Origin of the sequence: Dyella marensis (assembly GCF_900112865.1) — a bacterium.
GTDB classification, from domain to species: Bacteria; Pseudomonadota; Gammaproteobacteria; order Xanthomonadales; family Rhodanobacteraceae; genus Dyella_D; species Dyella_D marensis_A.
In genome coordinates, this window is record NZ_FONH01000001.1 from 213,494 (window position 1) to 230,628 (window position 17,135).

15 protein-coding genes are annotated in these 17,135 nt (G+C 67.0%); 5 read left to right on the forward strand and 10 right to left on the reverse strand.

Going from position 1 to position 17,135, the window contains the following annotated elements:
• Positions 1–2 precede the first annotated feature (2 nt).
• A complete protein-coding gene (locus tag BM172_RS00865; protein WP_143096408.1) occupies positions 3–3,320 on the reverse strand; it encodes an autotransporter outer membrane beta-barrel domain-containing protein in 3,318 nt (1,105 codons plus the stop codon).
• A gap of 396 nt (positions 3,321–3,716) precedes the next feature.
• On the opposite strand from BM172_RS00865, the gene BM172_RS00870 reads away from it, so the two are divergent.
• Together BM172_RS00870 and BM172_RS00875 are read left to right on the forward strand one after the other, a co-directional pair.
• Entirely contained in the window at positions 3,717–4,586 is an 870-nt protein-coding gene (locus BM172_RS00870) for a hypothetical protein (protein WP_026634224.1), read from the forward strand.
• An 8-nt stretch (positions 4,587–4,594) separates the two neighbouring features.
• Entirely contained in the window at positions 4,595–5,038 is a 444-nt protein-coding gene (locus BM172_RS00875; RefSeq protein WP_026634225.1) for a GNAT family N-acetyltransferase, read from the forward strand.
• Positions 5,039–5,041: 3 nt separating this feature from the next.
• On the opposite strand, the gene BM172_RS00880 is transcribed toward BM172_RS00875, so the two are convergent.
• Complete coding sequence (locus tag BM172_RS00880; protein WP_428844750.1) at positions 5,042–5,944, reverse strand: NmrA family NAD(P)-binding protein; 903 nt, start codon at positions 5,942–5,944, stop codon at positions 5,042–5,044.
• A gap of 62 nt (positions 5,945–6,006) precedes the next feature.
• Here BM172_RS00880 and BM172_RS00885 point away from each other — a divergent pair, with 62 nt between their 5' ends.
• Together BM172_RS00885 and BM172_RS00890 are read left to right on the forward strand one after the other, a co-directional pair.
• Positions 6,007–6,924, forward strand: a complete 918-nt coding sequence (locus BM172_RS00885) for a LysR family transcriptional regulator (protein ID WP_026634227.1) — start codon at positions 6,007–6,009, stop codon at positions 6,922–6,924.
• A gap of 161 nt (positions 6,925–7,085) precedes the next feature.
• A complete protein-coding gene (locus tag BM172_RS00890) occupies positions 7,086–7,445 on the forward strand; it encodes a hypothetical protein (protein ID WP_026634228.1) in 360 nt (119 codons plus the stop codon).
• A gap of 92 nt (positions 7,446–7,537) precedes the next feature.
• On the opposite strand, the gene BM172_RS00895 is transcribed toward BM172_RS00890, so the two are convergent.
• A complete protein-coding gene (locus BM172_RS00895; protein ID WP_035322798.1) occupies positions 7,538–8,911 on the reverse strand; it encodes a serine hydrolase domain-containing protein in 1,374 nt (457 codons plus the stop codon).
• A 214-nt stretch (positions 8,912–9,125) separates the two neighbouring features.
• Here BM172_RS00895 and BM172_RS21955 point away from each other — a divergent pair, with 214 nt between their 5' ends.
• Positions 9,126–9,587: a hypothetical protein gene (locus BM172_RS21955; RefSeq protein ID WP_143096409.1), complete on the forward strand. Its 462-nt coding sequence runs from the start codon at positions 9,126–9,128 to the stop codon at positions 9,585–9,587.
• Positions 9,588–9,622: 35 nt separating this feature from the next.
• On the opposite strand, the gene BM172_RS21960 is transcribed toward BM172_RS21955, so the two are convergent.
• The 7 genes from BM172_RS21960 to BM172_RS00930 all read right to left on the reverse strand — a co-directional run bounded on the left by BM172_RS21960 (position 9,623) and on the right by BM172_RS00930 (position 17,129).
• Positions 9,623–10,378 (reverse strand): LytR/AlgR family response regulator transcription factor, encoded by a 756-nt coding sequence (locus BM172_RS21960; RefSeq protein WP_026634229.1) that lies wholly within the window; start codon positions 10,376–10,378, stop codon positions 9,623–9,625.
• On the reverse strand, positions 10,375–11,463 hold the full coding sequence (locus BM172_RS00905) for a sensor histidine kinase (protein ID WP_051548437.1): 1,089 nt from the start codon (positions 11,461–11,463) through the stop codon (positions 10,375–10,377). Before BM172_RS00905 ends, BM172_RS21960 begins: the two co-directional genes overlap by 4 nt.
• A gap of 7 nt (positions 11,464–11,470) precedes the next feature.
• Complete coding sequence (locus BM172_RS00910; protein WP_035322801.1) at positions 11,471–13,450, reverse strand: CocE/NonD family hydrolase; 1,980 nt, start codon at positions 13,448–13,450, stop codon at positions 11,471–11,473.
• 242 nt (positions 13,451–13,692) lie between these two features.
• Positions 13,693–14,691, reverse strand: a complete 999-nt coding sequence (locus tag BM172_RS00915; RefSeq protein WP_081805078.1) for a M91 family zinc metallopeptidase — start codon at positions 14,689–14,691, stop codon at positions 13,693–13,695.
• A gap of 25 nt (positions 14,692–14,716) precedes the next feature.
• Positions 14,717–15,322: a DNA/RNA non-specific endonuclease gene (locus BM172_RS00920; protein WP_026634231.1), complete on the reverse strand. Its 606-nt coding sequence runs from the start codon at positions 15,320–15,322 to the stop codon at positions 14,717–14,719.
• 39 nt (positions 15,323–15,361) lie between these two features.
• Positions 15,362–16,492, reverse strand: coding sequence for a hypothetical protein (locus BM172_RS00925; protein ID WP_026634232.1), 1,131 nt, complete (start codon positions 16,490–16,492; stop codon positions 15,362–15,364).
• Between the two features lie 61 nt (positions 16,493–16,553).
• Positions 16,554–17,129: a DNA/RNA non-specific endonuclease gene (locus BM172_RS00930; RefSeq protein ID WP_026634233.1), complete on the reverse strand. Its 576-nt coding sequence runs from the start codon at positions 17,127–17,129 to the stop codon at positions 16,554–16,556.
• Positions 17,130–17,135: the final 6 nt, after the last annotated feature.

The window sequence follows — 17,135 nt, forward strand, 5'->3', positions numbered from 1 at the left end:
CGCTAGAAATTCACGCGAAAACCCGCCGAGGCGCGCCAGCCGCCGGCCAGCGCATCGGTCCGCGAAGCGTGTCCCGCTTCGGCGTAGGCGCTCCAGGTCAGGCCGAACGCGACACGTCCGCCCAGCGCCACCTCGCGGGTGGTGGCATGCCGCGCCGGCAACACCAGCGGCAGCGAGCCGCCGTCGAGCGAGGCGGTGAGGTCCGGGCGATCGCCCACCGTATGCACCACCGCCACGCGCGCATAGGCATCGCCGGTCAGCGTCGGGCCCAGGAAAAAGCTCTGGCCGAACAGCACGCCGGCGCGCGACAGGAAGGTGTGGTTGCGGTCCGCGTCGAAACGCACGCGGTTGCTGGCCGTATAGCCGATCGCACCGATCGAACCGTACGCCGCCTGCACCTGCGGCTCGATATAGCCGCCGTGTTCGCCGCGGAAGCGGCGGCCCGCACGCACGGACACGCTGGAGGCGCGCGCATGGTAGCGGCCCGAGGTCACGCCGAAGGCATCGCGCGAGGTGTAGCTGTCGCTCAGCCGCCCGGTGCGCGCCGTCGCATCGGCGAACCAGCCGCCGCCGGCATTCCAGCTGCCGTAGATGCCGACCGAGTCGCCGCGCAGGTCGGCACTGCCGTTCTGCAGGTGGGCACGCGATTGCGCATGCGTGTACACCACGCCGATGGTGCTGCGGCCCTGGTCGGCATCCGCGCGCCACTCGGCGCCGGCGCTGACGTTGCTGGCGTCCTGCCGGTAGCTGCGGCCGTCGGCGCTGTCGCCCTTCAGGCTGCCGCTGTCGGTGTCGGCCCAGAACGCCGAACCGGTGGGCGCGTCGTCCAGGCGCAAGGCTTCGCTGCGACGGGAGACCGCACGTTCGTCGATCTGCCAGAGGTTGGACAGGGCGAGCATGGCATCGCCGGCCACCAGAACGCCGGTGGCCGGCGTGATCGCGGGTAGGCCGGAGGCATCGGTCGCGACCGTACCCGGGGAGGTCGAGGCGCTACCCGAATTGGCCGGCGATCCGCTGCTTGTGGTGCTGCCGTTGCCGGTGTTCGTTCCGGTGCCGGTGCCGGCATTGGTGCCGGTACCCGAACCCGTACCGCCGCCCGACGTGCTCGATCCATCGCCGGCGATGTCGATGCCGCCCAGCAGGATCTGCTTGCGGTCTGCGCTAAGGCTCACTCGTGGCGTGTAAGTGAAACGCACCAGGGCGTTCTGATACGTGCCGCTCCATTGGCCGGACAGCCCCGCCGCCGCGAGGAAACTCGCCGTGCCGCTCGCCGCCGCGCTGGCGTCGACGATCACGATGGGGCTGGCGGACAGGATCGAGGTGCCTTTCTGCAGCGTGCCCGCGTTGATCCACGAGGTATCGTCCAGCACCGGGTCGTAGGCAATGCGCACGTTCTGCGTGCCCTGTGCCGTGAACGAGGCGATGCCGCTGCCGAACACCAGCTTGTCCGCCGTGCCGTTGCGGACGTCGCTGAGCAGGGTGAACGCCGCGCCGTCGGCCAGGTTCACCGACGCGCCGCTGCCGGCGCTGCTGCCGACCTGCAGGGTGCGCAGGCTGTACGCCGGCACGCTGCCCGGCGCGAACGTGCCCCAGCTCGCGGCCAGGTCGATCGCGCTGCCGCTGCCCACGCTGAGGCTGCCGCTGCCGAAGTCGGCGGCCAGCGCGCCGCTGCCATTGGCGATCCAGCGCGCGCCGTTGTTCACCACCAGGTTGGTGGCGCCGACGCTGCCGTCGGTATCGGCCAGCACCAGGCCATTGAGCCAGGAGCCGGACGTATCCAGCTTGAGGTCGAGCGTGCCGGTGTAGCCGCCGCTGTTCGAGCCGGTCAGCACATCGCCCTGGATGGTGACCGCGTGGCCACCGCCCTGGTTGATATTGGTCGTCGCCGACGAGGCGGCACCGGGCCGGGTGACCACGCCATAGTGGCTGGCCGCCGTCGAGCCGGCCGCCTTGGCGATCGACAGCGCCCCGTTGAAATCCGCCGCACCGGTATTGAGCACGCCGTAGGTGGCGCCGGCCTTCTCCGACACCGTGATGTCCACGTCGCTCACGGCAGTGAACGACATGCCGTTGCGGATGCCGTAGGCCGAATGGGTGCCCTTCGTGCCGGTCGGCAACAGCCGTGCGACGGTGCCGGCGGTGGCCAGCGTCATGCGGCCGTTGTTGTCGATGCCCAGCACATCCGAGTCGCCCTCGAAGGTGCCGTTGGTGGCGGTCACGGTCAGGTTGCCGTCGAACCGCATGTAGCCGTTGCCGCCGTTGCCGCCGAAGTTGTAGGCGCCGACGGTGTCGCCGAAGCGGTTCGGACCGCCCTGCACCGTAATGGTGGCGTCGCCGAAGAATTCGGTCTTGGACAGGCGATGGCCGGCGTTGACACCGAAGGCGGTGCGGTTGCCCAGCGCCGTGATGGTGGTATTGCCGCTGACGCCGATATAGCCGTTGTTGCGGATGCCCATCACCGTCGAGCCGCGGGCGATCGCGTACAGCTTGAGGTTGCCGCCGATCTCGGTACGCGTGGACACGCTGGGATTCCAGATGCCGTTGACGTTGTCCGAGGGGTAGATACCGCTGGCGGTCAGGTCGACGTTGCCGCTGACGCGCAGGATGCTGCGGCCGTCGCCCATGATGGCGTAGTTGGTGTTGTTGCTGTCCGACTCGGCGGTGAGGTTGCCGTTGATGGTGATGCGGCTGCCATTGCCGGTGAGATAGATGACGCGGCCGTAGCCGGGCGTCGTCGCATGCAGCGTGGTATCGCCATTGATGGTGATGCTGGCGAAGTCGTCCGCCCACAGCGCATAGGCATTGCCGTAGATGCTGCCGTTGGCCTTGGAGTTCTTGTCGTTGACGCTGACGCTGATCGGCCCGTTCACGGTGACCGATTTCGGATCGGACTGCGGGCTGGACGCATAGATGCCCACCGCACTGCCGCCGGTAGTACCGGTGGCGGGCACATCGCGGGTGGCGTTGATGGAGACGTTGCCCGCGGTGGCGTCGATCACGGTGGACGACGACGACGAGGTGACGCTTACGCCGGTCACTTGCGTGTCGGCCGACTCCACGTTGATGGAGTCGCCACTGGCCAGCACATAGGTCGGCGTGCCGCCGTTGCTGGTGATGGTGTAGCCGGGGTTGTAGCCGCCCGTGCCGCCAGGCGCATCGTTGCTCGCCACGCCGGTGACCGGCTGCGTATAGACGGTGGCGGCGGCTTCGGCCGGCACCACCACGCTGGTCAGCGCCACGGCGACCGACAGCGCCAACTCGTGTTTTCTTGCCTGGAGCATGGCCCCGGCGCCCCCTTGCTTGTCCTGCGTCTTGCGCATGGTCTCGGTTCCGCCACCGATAAAACGTTGGACAAAGCACGCCATGGCTGGTCATTTCGGGCCAACCCGTGAACGAGCTTCATCGTGGACGGCGCCACCGCAGGCACCGCGTTGTCGTGCTGTCGGCGCAAGCCCTTGCGAACCAGCGGCACGTCCCCTGTAGAACGCGGTCGACGCTTACTCAACGGTGGCTTAAGTAGCACATCGCGTTGGCCAAATGCGCCGGCGTAAGTGCGGGCGTGATTCCAGTCACGCAGCGTTTTTCAGTGCGGTGAGCGGGCGCACATCCCGTGGAAAACCATAAAGCGTGTGGCAGATATCGAAAAGCAGTCGCGGGGCAGCGGCGGCACCGGGTTAGAATCCCGGCTTCAAGGAGCTTCTCGCCAAGGATCGACCATGAAGACACTCGCGCTTTCGTTCGCCACCCTCCTCCTGCTCGCCGGCTGCGCCGGCGGCGGCAGCGTGGACTTCTCCGTGGACAACCCCACGGATGCGCCGCTCAGGCTGAAGATCGACGGCGCCGACTACGAGATCGCCGCGCACCAGGCGAAAGCGCTCGCGCTGAAGGCTGGCGAACACAGCCTCGAGGCGCCGGCCACGGGCCCGCTGAAGTTCATCGTCTATGCCGGGCGCAAGGGCGGCTTGATCAATCCCACGCTGAGCGACTACGTGATCGTCAGCGAGACCTATGTCACCGAGGCCTCCAAGGCGAAGAACTTCATGCCCTCCGGCGGCGGCGCCTTCCAGCTCGACGGCGTGGCCTTCGACGGTCCGTTCCGCCACGTCGACGGCCTGTTCATCGACAACGACTGGCGCTTCGGCGTGCGCGAGGCGTTTCCCGATTCGCTGCGCGGCTACGATGCCGGCAACGGCGGCAATATCTTCCGCAAGATCTTCACCGCACCGGATTTCGTCGCCTATTACGAGCAGCGCACCGACCAGCCGGGCTTCTTCGAGAAGAACCGGCTGCATGGCACACCGGCCAGGCGCGGCCTGCCCGCACCCGCGCCGCTGCCGGAGTTCGCCGACCCGGCCACGCAGGCCGCCTCGCTCAGGCTGCGCGAGCTCTACGCGCAATACCTGCGCGCCACCGATCCGGCCGAACAGAAGCGGCTGCAGGACCAGTACTACCCGCTGATCTCCGCCTTCACCGCCGCCACCGCGTCGCTCGCCGCCACCCGCCCGGTCGCGGAGAACCTCAAGCAGAACGAGTTCGTGCAGCGCACGGGCGAGATCTTCGGCTGGTCGGCGCGCGTGGAAAACTGAAGCGTCCCGTGACGGTCCTGATCCGCGCCGCCACCGAACAGGACCGGCCGGCCTTGCGCGAACTGTTCCTGCAGGCGCGCAAGGCCACGTTCACCTGGCTCGACAGCGCGGCCTTCGCGCTGGAGGACTACGACGGCCAGACTCGCGGCGAGCGCGTGCTGGTGGCCGAAACCGGCGATGGCCACATCGCCGGTTTCGTCGCGCTGTGGGCGCCGGAATGGTTTATCCATCACCTCTATATCGACGCCGCGCGACAGCGCCAGGGCATCGGCCGCGCGCTGCTGCAGGCGCTGGGCTGGCCGGACCAGGCATTGCAACTGAAGTGCCTGCGCCGCAACGAACCGGCGCTGGCGTTTTACCTCGGGCTGGGTTTTGTCGAGATCGGCCAGGGCCGCGGCAGCGACGGCGAGTACGCGCTGCTCGCCTCCCGCCGCGCGCAGCCGCTGGCCTGAGCATCAGGCGACGCGTTGCGCGATCCGGCGCAGCGCCGTTTCCAAAGAGGTGGCCGCCCGCCGCGGCACGCCCTCGAAGGCGATCCAGCCCTCGTTGAAACCGTCGAGCATGCGCATGCGCGGCTCGGGGTGGTGCGCGCCCTGCTGGCGAAACAGCGCCTCCCATTGCCCGCGCGGAACAGCCGCCGCGCGCACCGGATGCCCGAGCACCGCGGCATACGCCTGCGCGATGTCCTCGGCGCCGTAGCGCCGGGGGCCTTCCAGCTCCTGGACCAGGCATCCGTCCCAGCCGCGCAGCAGCAGCTCCGCCGCCACCGCGCCGATATCGTCGACGGAAACCATCGGAATGCGGTGATCGATGGGCTGAAGGAAGCTGTGGATCACGCCCTCGCGTGCGCCCGGCAAGTCCCACGCTGCGTTTTCCATGAACCAGGCCGGGCGCAGGAACGCTATCGGCATGGGCAGCCGGCCCAGTGCCTGCTCCATCAGCCGCGCATTGTTCAGCAGGTTCGGCTCGGCCACGTGCGCACCGACGGTGGAAAGGAACAGCACCCGTCCCGGTCGCGCCCGCTCGATGGCGCCGCGGAAGCGCTCCGCCAGCGCGTGGATCTGCGGAAAACCCGGTGCGGGATCGTAGTCCGGCGGCATCATCAGGAACACGCCGTCGACGCCGGTGAAGGCGCGTGCCAGCGCGGCCTCGTCGTCGTAGCCGGCCAGCGCCACCTCGCAGTCCATGGCGCGCCAGCTTTCTCCTTTGGCCGCGTCGCGCACGACGGCGCGCACCGCGGCGCCTTGCGCGAGCAGCGCACGCGCCACCGCACCGCCGACCTGCCCCGTCACTCCCGTAATCGCATACATGTCGCGCATCTCCCGAAACAGGCGGCGCAGTGCCGCGTCGGGCTGCATTGTTCGACTTCGCCTTGGCTGCGGCGATAACATGAGTGTCATTACATCCATGACTCCTACGCATGAGCGGATTCGACGAACGCACCTTGGCCGGCCTGCGCGTGTTCTTCGCCGTGGTGGATGCCGGCAGCTTCGCAGGCGCCGGCGAACTGCTGGACATGTCGCAGCCCGGCGTCAGCCGTGCCATCGCGCGGCTGGAACAGCGCCTGGGCATCCGCCTGTTCGACCGCACCACCCGCGCGGTCGCCCTCAGCGAGGAAGGCCGCCGCTTCCACCGGCAGGTGACGCCGGTGCTGGCCGAACTGGAGGAAGTTGTCGACCAGGCCGTGGCCGGTGCGGTCGCAGTACGCGGCCGGTTGCGCGTCGGCCTGCTCGACCCGCTGTTCGCGCAACTGCTGCTGGCGCCGCGCGTGGAAACCTTCCTGGCGCGCTATCCGCAACTGCAGCTGGAACTGCTGGTGCGCGACCAGCCCGGCGACCTGGTGAGCGAAGGCATCGACCTGGCCATCCGCTTCGGCGAACCGCCCTCCTCGGCGCTGGTGGCGCGCAAGCTGCTGGAAACGCGCGTGCTTACCGTCGCCTCGCCCGCCTATCTGCGCCGCCACGGCCGGCCCGCCACGCCGCAGGAACTGGGCGAGGACCGCCATGCCTGCATCGATTTCCGCGACCCGGTCAGCGGACAACCTTATGCCTGGGAATTCCATCGCGGGCGCAAGCGGCTCAGCGTGCCGACCGGCGGGCGCCTGGTCGTCAACGACGTCGGCACCATGCTGCATGCCTGCCTTGCAGGCTATGGCGTCGCGCAGATGATGTCGCTGGGCATCGGCGAATTCCTGGCCAAGGGCAAGCTGGTGGAGCTGTTTCCGGATTGGCCGGACGAGCGCTTCCCGCTGTATGTGTTGTACCCGTCGCGCAAGCAGCTGCCCGCGAAGACGCGGGCATTCGTCGATTTCCTGGTGGAGCTGTGCGGCGCGGGCTAGCCGCGAGGCCCCGCACCGGACCGGCGATGCGCCTCGTCCATGCTCATTCCAGATGTTGAACAAGTCCTTTCGATGTCCCATGAATTGGAAAATTCAGGAGGAGTCTGGACGTCCTCTCGTCCAGCCTTTCCTCCCCCTACTTTTCATGGATAAGTTTTCTCATGCTCCGCTTCGTAGCACCGCTTCTCATCGCCGCGCTCGCACTGGCAGGCTGTACTGAATGGGTCCAGCGGGGAATTTCGCCTCAGCAGCGCGATCGCGAACTGGCCGCCTGCAAGGCGGATGGCTTTCGCAAGGTGCCTGTTGCCGAAGTCGTCGTGACCAATGCCAGCTATTACGAATTCTCCAGAGAGGTCTGCCACACCCAGAAGAATCGCAAGACCGGCGAGAAGTACAAACGGTGCGACTACACGCCGGGCTATTGGACGCCTCCCACGGAAAGCGTGGTCGATGCGAATTCCGACGCTCGCGATGCCATGGAAGACGATTGCATGTATCGCCGCGGCTATATCAAGAAGTAGCGACGCACCTGCTGCGTAACACCGCGGTGGCCAGCCGATGCAAGCGGCGGCCTGATCCCCGCTCCGGCAGGAAGCAGGCCGCCGCCTGGGGATCAACGATAGGCCTCGATCGCCGCCTTGATCAGCGCCAGGTCGTCGCGCATGCCGTAGTACGGCGGTGCGGAATAGCCGAAGCGCGTGATCACCAGTCCCGCCGAGGGAACCACGTAAATGCGCTGGCCCATGGTGCCGCTGGCGTAGAACCCGTCCTTCGGATAACCGGAATCGATCCGCCACTTCGCCTCTTCGCTGCGCCCGTCATTGGTCCAGAAGCCCGCGCCATACGGTGAGTCCAGGGTGGAGCGGCGCGACCAGTCCTTCCAGCCTTCCGGCAGCACGCGCTTGCCGTCCGGCGCGATGCCGTCGCGCAGGTACAGCCAGCCCAGGCGGGCGTAGTCGCGGGCGCTGGCATAGACATAGGTCGAGCCGACGAAGGTGCCGGCACCGTCGAACTCCATGGTGACCTCGCCCATGCCCAGCGGCCCGAACAGCTCGCGCCGCGCGAACTCGCGCAGGCCGGCGGGGCCGCCGCCTACCACGCTACCGATCCTGCGCGAGAGCAGCACGGTGTCCGCCGAGGTGTATTCGAAGCTGCGGCCCGGCGGTTCCTTCGCCGGCTGCGCGGCAGCGAAGCCAGCCATGTCGCCGTGCAGGAATTCCATCTTCGCCACGGGGCTGGAGGCCGATTCCGCCTCTTCCACCGCCAGACCGCTGCGCATGCGCATCAGGTCTTCCAGCGTGATGGCGCGGCGCGGATCGTGCTTGTCCTTCCATTCCGGCGGATTCAACGGCTCGTCGACGCGCAGCTTGCCTTCGCGCACGAGGATGCCGAACAAGGCATTGGTGAAGGACTTGGCGACCGAGAAGCTCAGCAGCGGCGAGTGCTCGTCGAAGCCGTCGGCGTAGCGCTCGGCCACGACCTGGCCGTCCTTGACGATCACCACCGCCTTGACGCGCTTGACCGGCTGGCCCGGATGCTCGGCGAAAACCTGGTCCAATGCGGCGGTGACGATGGGCTTGCCGGAGGCGATGCGTTCCTTCGGCGCAAAGCCATCCGCCGCCGGCGCGATCGGCGCTTCGGCAACCACGGGCAGCGGCCGGTCGCCGGGGAGCACCAGGCGGCAGCCGTAGCCGGGCGTGTAATGGGCGCGCGCCAGTTCGCGCAGCTGGCCGGACACCTTGACGTCGCCGGTATCGCGCGCGACCTGCACCTTGAGCAGGCGGCCGAAGTTGCCAAGCACCGGCATCACCAGCTGTTCGAAGGTCTGGTCCGGATCCTGGCCGCCGACAAAGGTCATCGAGCAGACATGGTGGGCGGCGACGCCGGCGGCCACCGGCAGGATCTCGCTCAGCTGGGTGGCGCCATAAGCGCCGGCGGCCAGGGCGATGGCGCCGAGGCTGCCGAGAATGATGGGTTTCTTGCGCATGACGGTCTCCGTTGGGTGGAGAGAGTCTGCAAAAGCGGATGGGACGAATGAGGGCGACCTGGGACGAAAGCCGGGGCGGCAGGGACGAACCCGAAGGACTGAACCAAGCTCTGCTGTCGGATCCCGGCAAAGGGCGCAGTCTGCGAATAATCCGGTTTCATGACTCGGCGTGGATTGACTAGTTTCGATGCTTTACCAGCCACGCGAACAGATCATGCGCATGATCGAAAACACCTACGCCGCTCACTGTGCAAGCCGCACGCTTTTTATCGGGATGCTCGCCTTGTCGGTTTCATCATGGGCCGCGGGACAGGACGCCAAGTCCCCAGGCGCGCCAGGCAAGCTGAACCTGCAGCTTCCCCCGCAGCGGATGAGCGTGCCTTCCAGCGTTGCCGTGAAAGATCCGGAGTCTGATCGCACGGATGTCGAGGCCCCGCTTCAAACCTCGCAAGACACCATGCGAAATGCTCCGCGGTTCAGCTTCACCGACTCGAAGGAACCGCACCCGTCTTCGGTCACCGAAGCCGAACGGGCGCTGCGAGCCCATAAAGATCTATTCGATCGTCAACCGGACTGCCCGACGCCATTCGGCTCCGTGTCATCGTCTACCGACGCTTCCAGCCAAAACCGGCTCCCCAACTGCCGAACCTGGCGCAAGCCGGCGAACACCCGCTAGGCGGATCAGCGCCGTTTCCTGCTCGAAGCCTCTGTCTACAGAGACATGCCTGGCGGCAGCTGCTCCAGGTAACGCTTCGTCCAGGTCACCCGCGCCCCATCGCGCAACAGCAACCGCTTCTCCCCATCCGGCCACGGTTGCACTTCACGGATGGCATCGATCTGCACCACAGTCGAGCGATTGACCCTCAGGAAGCGCGAAGGATGCAGTCGCGCCAGCATCGCCTCCAGCGTGCCGCGCAGGCGCCGCGGCGCGCCGTCGACGAAGACCTGCAGGTAGTTGCGGTCCGCTTCGATGCGATCGATGCGCTCCACCGGCACCAGCTCGGCGGCATCTCCCACCGGCAACAGCAAGCGCTCCAGATAACGCGCAGGTGGCGGCGCGCTTTCGAGCAGGCCATCCACCCGCGCGCCGACGCTCAGCGACGGCGCCACCTTGTCGCACAGGCGGCGGATCGCCGCCTGGAAACGCTCAGGCCCCACCGGCTTGAGCAGATAGTCGAACGCATGCACCTCGAAGGCGCGCACGGCCTGGTCGCCATGCGCCGTGACGAACACGATCTCCGCCGGCAACGGTTCGCCCAGTGCCTGCAGCACGGCGAATCCGTCCATGCCCGGCATGCTGATGTCGAGAAACACCACGTCGGGATGCTCGCGCTGGATCAGCCGCACCGCTTCGCGCCCGTCGCCCGCTTCGCCAACCCACACGACACCCTCGGCCTCGGCGAGGTAGCGCCGCAGCTTCGCGCGCGCCGGCGCCTCGTCGTCCACCACCACCGCGCGCAGAGTCATGTCGCCTCCCAGCGCCGCGCGGGCAGCCAGACGGTGACCACGCTGCCGCCTTCCGGCAGCGCTTCCAGTTTCACGCCGGCATCGTCGCCATAGAGGTGCCGCAGGCGCGCGCCCACATTGCCCAGCCCGATGCCGTGACCGGCGCGCGCCGCGCCACCGCCGCCGTCGCGTATCCGCAAGGTCAAGCGATCCGCCTCGCGCGCCGCCTCCACCCGCACCAGGCGATGATCGCCCTGCCCGCCGTGCTCGATGGCGTTCTCCACCAGCGGCTGCAGCAGCAGGAACGGAATGCGCAGATCGTCCAGCGCGGCATCGCCACGCACGTCCGCATCCAACCCTTCGCCGAAACGCGCGCGCTGGATATCCATGTACAAGCCCAGCAGCTTCCATTCGTCCGCCAGGCGATGCTCCTGGGCGCCGGCCGACAGTGTCGCGCGCAGCAAAGAGCCGATGCGCGAAAGCATTTCGTCGGCCACGGCGGGCCGGTCGTACATCAGCTCCGACACCGCATTGAGCGTATTGAACAGGAAGTGCGGATTGAGCTGCAGGCGCAGCGCCTCCAACTGCGCTTCGGACAGCGCCGACTCCAGCTGCGCGGCGCGCAGCTCGCGTGCACGGCTTGCCCGATAACGGTCGAACAGCCACAGGCCGACGGCGATCAGCACATAGAAGAACAGCTGCGTCGGCACTTCCATCGCATAGCGCCACGCCGTCGGCGCATAGTCGTCGGCAGGCAGCCCCGCCCAGCCGAAGACCAGCAGGCGCAGTGCGATCATCAGGCTGGTCTGCGCCACCGACAGGCCGGCGAACACCGCCGCATGCCACAGCAGCCGCCACCTGCGCGCGCGCAGCCAGCGCAAGGCGTAGAACACCGGCGGCAGGAAGGCGCCGAAGCTCAGCGCGCCGGTCAGCTCCTCCATCAACAAGGGCGCGACCGGCGCGACGTGGTGATAAGCCACCCCGACCAGATAGCGGTTGAGCGCACGCATCGAGCCGATCGCCACCAGCAACAGCACCCACAAGGCGAGCGCGTACCGCCGCCACACCGACGGCGTCACGGCCGCGTCGCCCTGCCCGGTCGCCATGTGCAGGTCAGTCCGCTGCGGCCTTGGTCTCGGGCACCACGGTCAGCACGATCTTCGACGGATAGGCACCGCCGTGATGCACCGCATTGTTGGCGATCACGCCCGCCGCCTCGTCGAAGTTGTTGCCGCCGGTGTTGAGGTTGCGGTCGAAGCGCGGGAAGTTGCTGCTGGACACCGCGATGCGCAGCTTGTGGCCGGGCTTGAAGTAGTAACTGGTGTCGATCGGCTGGAACGTCACCGGATACACCTCGCCGGGCTTCATCCATGCCAGCGGCTTGTCGTAGCCGTTGCGGTAGCGCATGCGCTGGATGTTCTCGGTGATGTTGAAGGCCTGACCGTCGGGCTGCACGTCGATCACCTTGAAGGTGAAGTCGGTGTCCTTCGCGCTGGAGGAGACATGGAGCGTGACGGTGATCGGCCCGCTCACCTCGGTGCCCTGCGCGAACGGCTCAGTGTCGTACACCAGCACGTCGTTGCGGGTTTCTTCCTTGCGCTGGTCGTAGGAGCCGAACTTCACCGCGTTGCCCTGGCAGCAGCCGCCACCGCCATAGGTCATCACCGGATTGGCCGGGTCGTAGACGAACTGGTCCGGATGATCGTCCGCGGGCGCCTGCGCCACCAGCTTGCCGTCGCCGTACAGGGTGTTGGCCTTGCCGCCGCTGGCGAAATAGAACTCCCGGGTGGTGGCGCCGGCCGGCGGCCAGGTCGGCGACTTCTTCCACTCGTTCTTGCCCATCAGGTAGTACATCACCTTGGGCTGCTTCTTCACCACGTCGCTGTCCTCGCCCTTGAGGAAGCGGTCGAACCAGCCGAACACCAGGGCGTTGTAGTCGTAGCGCGCATCGCCCATGTCCATGTCGCCGACCATGGTGTGCTCGGCAGCGCGGGTATAGGCGCAATGCAGCACCGGCGCGATCACCGCGTACTGCTCGTCCGCCACCGCCTTCGGCGCGGTGCGGCGCACTTCGTTATACGCGGCCAGGTTGGGCGACACCGACACGTCGAACCAGCTCATGAACCACAGGCCCGGCTTGGCGATCTTCAGGTTGTCGTGCCACAGGCCGCCCTTGTACCAGGCTGGATCGTTCGGCGCGCGTGCGATCATGTTGCCGCCGGTGGCCACCGGCATGCGCGTCTCGAAGATGCCCGGCGGGCCGTTGACGGCCTTGATGATGTCCTGCTCCGGCAGGTGCCAGAACGCCTTGTCCCAATCCACCGGCGGCATCTGCGGCGCCAGGTCGAAGTAGCGCGAGGCATTGACCAGCTCGGCCTGGGTGGTGCCCGCCGGGAAATTCGGGCGCACCTGGTTCTGGATGCCGTAGTCGTAGATCCAGGCGATGAACAGCATCTGCACCGCGCCGCCGCGGTACCAGTTGCCCTGCTCGTAGTACGGCCCCACCCGGCCCACGCCGGCGCCGAAGCCCTGCACGTTGAAAGTGGCCAGCGCCGGTTCGTTCTGCGCCACCACCGCCATCTGCCACTCGGCGGTGGACGAGCAGCCGGTGGTGCCGACCTTGCCGCTGGACCACGGCTGCGAGGAAATCCAGCGCACCGCATCCACGCCGTCGGTGACCGGCGCGCCGAGGATGTCGTAGTTGCCCTCGGAGAAGAAATGGCCGCGCTCGTTCATTTCGACATAGGCGTAGCCGTGCTTCACCGCATCCAGCGCGCGCGTCATGTCGCGCGGCGCGCCGAGCTTCACGTCCCAGTAGTTGAAGTTGTACGGCGTGCGCGAAAAGATCGTCGGCACCTTGCCCGCGCCCTTCGGCCGGTAGATATCCGCCGCCATGCGCTTGCCGTCGCGCATCTTCACCATCACCTTGCGATCGACCACCGCCACTTCTTCCAGCGACTTTTCGGTGGCGTTGCGCTTGGCGATCTGCTCGGCCTGGGGGTCCTTGGCCTGGGCCGCCGCCGCGAACGGCAGCGCGAGACAGAAACTGGCGGCCATGCCGCCGAGGATCGTGGGCAGGTGCTTGCGTAGCATGCGGGTTTCCCCTGGGGACGAAGCGGCGACTATACGCGAGGCCGGGAGGTGGGGGTTGTGCGCATGCACATCATGGTCGTGCGCCGCCTTCCGGCGGAAACGTCCGCGCGAACGGATCGAAGCTTGCGGTCCGACGACATGGGCGTCCTCCCCTGCATCATGGAGAGCGAAGGAAACCATGCCTTGCCACATCAATGAAATGGCGAAAAATCGCTATTCGTCGGTACTCGCTCGCATCGGCATCAATCCTTGTAGCGCTTGATCATGTCGCTCACCGGCGTCGGCGCCGGCGCACGGCTCGATATGCCGTGCCATAGCCTGGACAAGCCGGAACGGTTGTCGAACAGCGCATTGCCTTTGGCGATCGCGTCGTCGGTGTCGCCGGGCTTAGCCTTCGAGTAGTCGGCGCGGGCCTTCAGCCCATGCTCGGCACGCAGCATGTTCTCCGACGGGTTGAACGCGCCGCGCGGCGTCCTGCTCAGGCCGACAGTCTCGAATTCCTCCTGCAGGTGGTTGGTGTGCTGGACCACGTTCATCAGGTGCTTGCCGAAGGCGGCGTTCTGGCTCGGCTCGACCTGCGCACCCAGCGAGACCGGATCGGTGAACAACGGATGGTTGGCCTGGTTGATCTGCGGCACGCCCACCGCCTTGCCATGCGCCAGGCGGTGCGCATGCACCATCTCGTGGCCCAGGCCGATGAAGCGGTTGAATTTCGCCTCGTTCGGATCGATGCGCACCTCGCTGCCCCAGCCCTTGCCTTCCTTGCCGTCGAAGCGATAGCCCTGCTCCAGGCCGGGTGCGATATGCGGCGCGTTCATGTTCGAGGTGTCGGTGCGCTTGGTCGAACTGATATAGACCTTGGCGTTGTCGCCGGCATGCGCGCGGTTCTGCGTCACGCGCGCGTCGATCTCCTTCATCATCTGATGGCCTCCCGGCTTGCTCATCAGGGTGTGCATGGAACGGCGCGCATCGGCGGCCAGGTCCGCGAATGCGCCGGCATCCTGTCCGGCCGCGCGCTTGACGTGTACGTTGTCCAGCCCGCCGTGCACGCGCACTTCTTCCACTCGCTTCAGTTTCTGCTTCTGCGCCTGCAGCAGTTCCGGTGTGAACCCGGCGCGCGGCGAACGCACCAGGGCCGGCACCAGGCGCTGCTCGCGCTTGGCAATGACCGGCGCAACGCCGGTACGGTTGGCTTCGGCCAGCTTGCTGGCCACCCGGTTTCTCAGACTTTCCTTGGGCATGTCCGGCTCCTGCTTGGTGGTCTGCTCACAGTCGCGTGAACGTCAGCTTGTGATAGGTGCGCGTGTTGTTCGCGCGGTTCTTTACGCTGACCATGTAGGTGCGCCCGGTCGGCCTTCCTTGCTGGTCGAACTCCTCGCGCATCACCAGGCCGCCGCGCTTGGCCGTGGGGCTCTTGTCGTTCGCCGCGGTCACGGCCTCGATCAGCCGGCCGATGCGGTTCTCGATACGCTTGTGGCCGCTGGTGTTGATCCGCTTGGTTTCATTGATCAGGTTATGCGCATTGCTGGGGCCTCCGAAAATGTCCGGCACCAGATGCGATTTGTGCCCGCCGCCAGGCGGGGCGAAAGCGGGATTGAGCACGCCGATAGGCGCCAGGTCCGCGCGCTTGGCGCGTGGCATGCGCCGGCGCAGCGAGGCCGATACATAGGTCTTGCGGATGCCGCCGCCCTGGGCTGCCGGGTAGTTCTTCTGCCGATGCCCGAAGCGCGGCACGCCACGCGCCAGGTTAGCCTTGGTCTTGAACGCGCCGTATTCCTGCCTGGTGCTGGCGGCATAGTTGATGCGCCCCACATTGGCATTGCCGTCCTTGACGAAGGACCAGGTCCAGTTGGAGTTCTGTTTCTTGGGCATGACAGTTCCTCCGGTTCAGCGTGATCGGAAGGCGGCGGCTCAATGTCCCCGGCTGTTCTGCGGCGGCGCCACCGGCAGCATGCGCGCGTCGCTGAGCGCGCGTTGCCGGCGTCCCGGGGTGGTCTTGGCCGCCATCTGGTTCAGCGACTTGGTGGTCAGGTCGCGCGTATCCGATTCCACCGATGTGTTCACCGGCGGCGGCACGGCCTTGTTGTGCACGTCGCTGCGGAATGCCGCCATCGCGTCGAGCGGCTTGTTGGCATTCGCCTTCAGGTAGCTGCGGATCACCGGCGGCACCAGGCCTTCCAGGCGCGCGTCCTTGTTCATCACCGAGCCGACTTCCCATTTCTTGCGCTCGCGCTCTTCCTGCACGTGGGCGACCAGGTTCCTGAAGTGCTTCTTCTTGCGCAGGTCCTTGTTGCCGGTCAGCGCGGCATAGCGCGGCGTCGGCAGCGCCTTCACGTGCGGCCGGGCCAGGTTGAGCCGGGTCGACGGATCGGACATGTGCTTGATGGTCGCCAGCGTGCCCATGATCAGCGTGTCCTGGAAGGCATTGGGCGAGGTCGCATCCTGCCGCGTCTTGTCCACCGCCAGTTCGCGCTGGCCGTCGCGCCCGCTGCCCGGCGTGCCGTTGCCGTGGCCTTCGGTGATCGCCGCCTTGGTCCCGCCGACCGCCGCGGACTTGATCGAGGGCGTGTGCCCGGCGATGGGCTGCCAGCTGCCCACCGCGGCGCCCACCTTCGGCGGCGGGTTGTACCAGACCAGGTCGGCGGTGCGCGAGCGGTTCTCGAACACGTTCTTGGCCTTGCGCTTGCTCATCCCGTTCCAGAGCGAGCGCGTCTTCAGCAGGCGCGTGGCGACGTGTTCGTCCAGGCCGATGCCGACGAAGCTTTGCTGGCCGCCGGGGCGCGCGGTCAGCTGCTGGCTGGTGCGCACGCGGATCTTGCGCGTGTACTGGCCGCCGCCGCCCTGCCGGATCCACGGCACCCAGGCCTTGCGCAGCTGCTTCATCTCGGTCCTGAGCGCCGGCGTCAGGCCCTTGCGGGCGAGCCTGCCCAGCTGCTGCTTCTGCAATGCGGGTTTGCCCGCGTTCTTGAAGCGCCGGGTATTGCGCGCCTGCATGTGCAGATGGGCAGGTGTCGGCTTGTCTTTGGCGGGCTTGGACGGCATGGGTATCTCGTGAGGTGATTGCCTGCGGCAGCCGGAACACGCCGGCTGCCAACGGACGGACTCAGATCGGCCTGAATTCCAGCTTGTGATAGCTGCGCGAGTTGTTGTTGCGGTTCATCACGCTCACCATGTACAAGCGCCCGGTCGGTTTCCCCGCGGCGCTGTAGGTCTCGCGCACGATCAAGCCGGCGCGATTGCGTGTCGGGCTGTTATCGCCTGCCGGCGTGCCGGCCTTGATCAGCTTGGCGATGCGGTTCTCGATCCGCTTGTGCGCGCTGAGATTGATCCGGCTCTTTTCATTGACCAGGTTCTGCGCATTGCTCGGGCCGCCGAAACGGTCGGAAGCCAGATGCGCCTTGTGCACATTGGCCGGCACGTAGCCCGGATTGACCACGCCGATGCCGGCCAGATTGTCACGGGCGGCGCCGGACGGCCGCGTGCGCAGTTTTGCCGACACATAGACCTTCTTGATGCCGCCGCCCCCATGGAAGCTGCTGCGCTGGGCGAAGCGATTGACCCGGTTGAGGTTCGCCCTGCCCTTGAGCTCCCGGTACTTGGCCTGGGTGGTCGGCGTATAGAGGATCCGACCGATCGTCGTACCGTTTTCTTTGATATCTCGCCGTGACCATGCAGGCATGTCGCG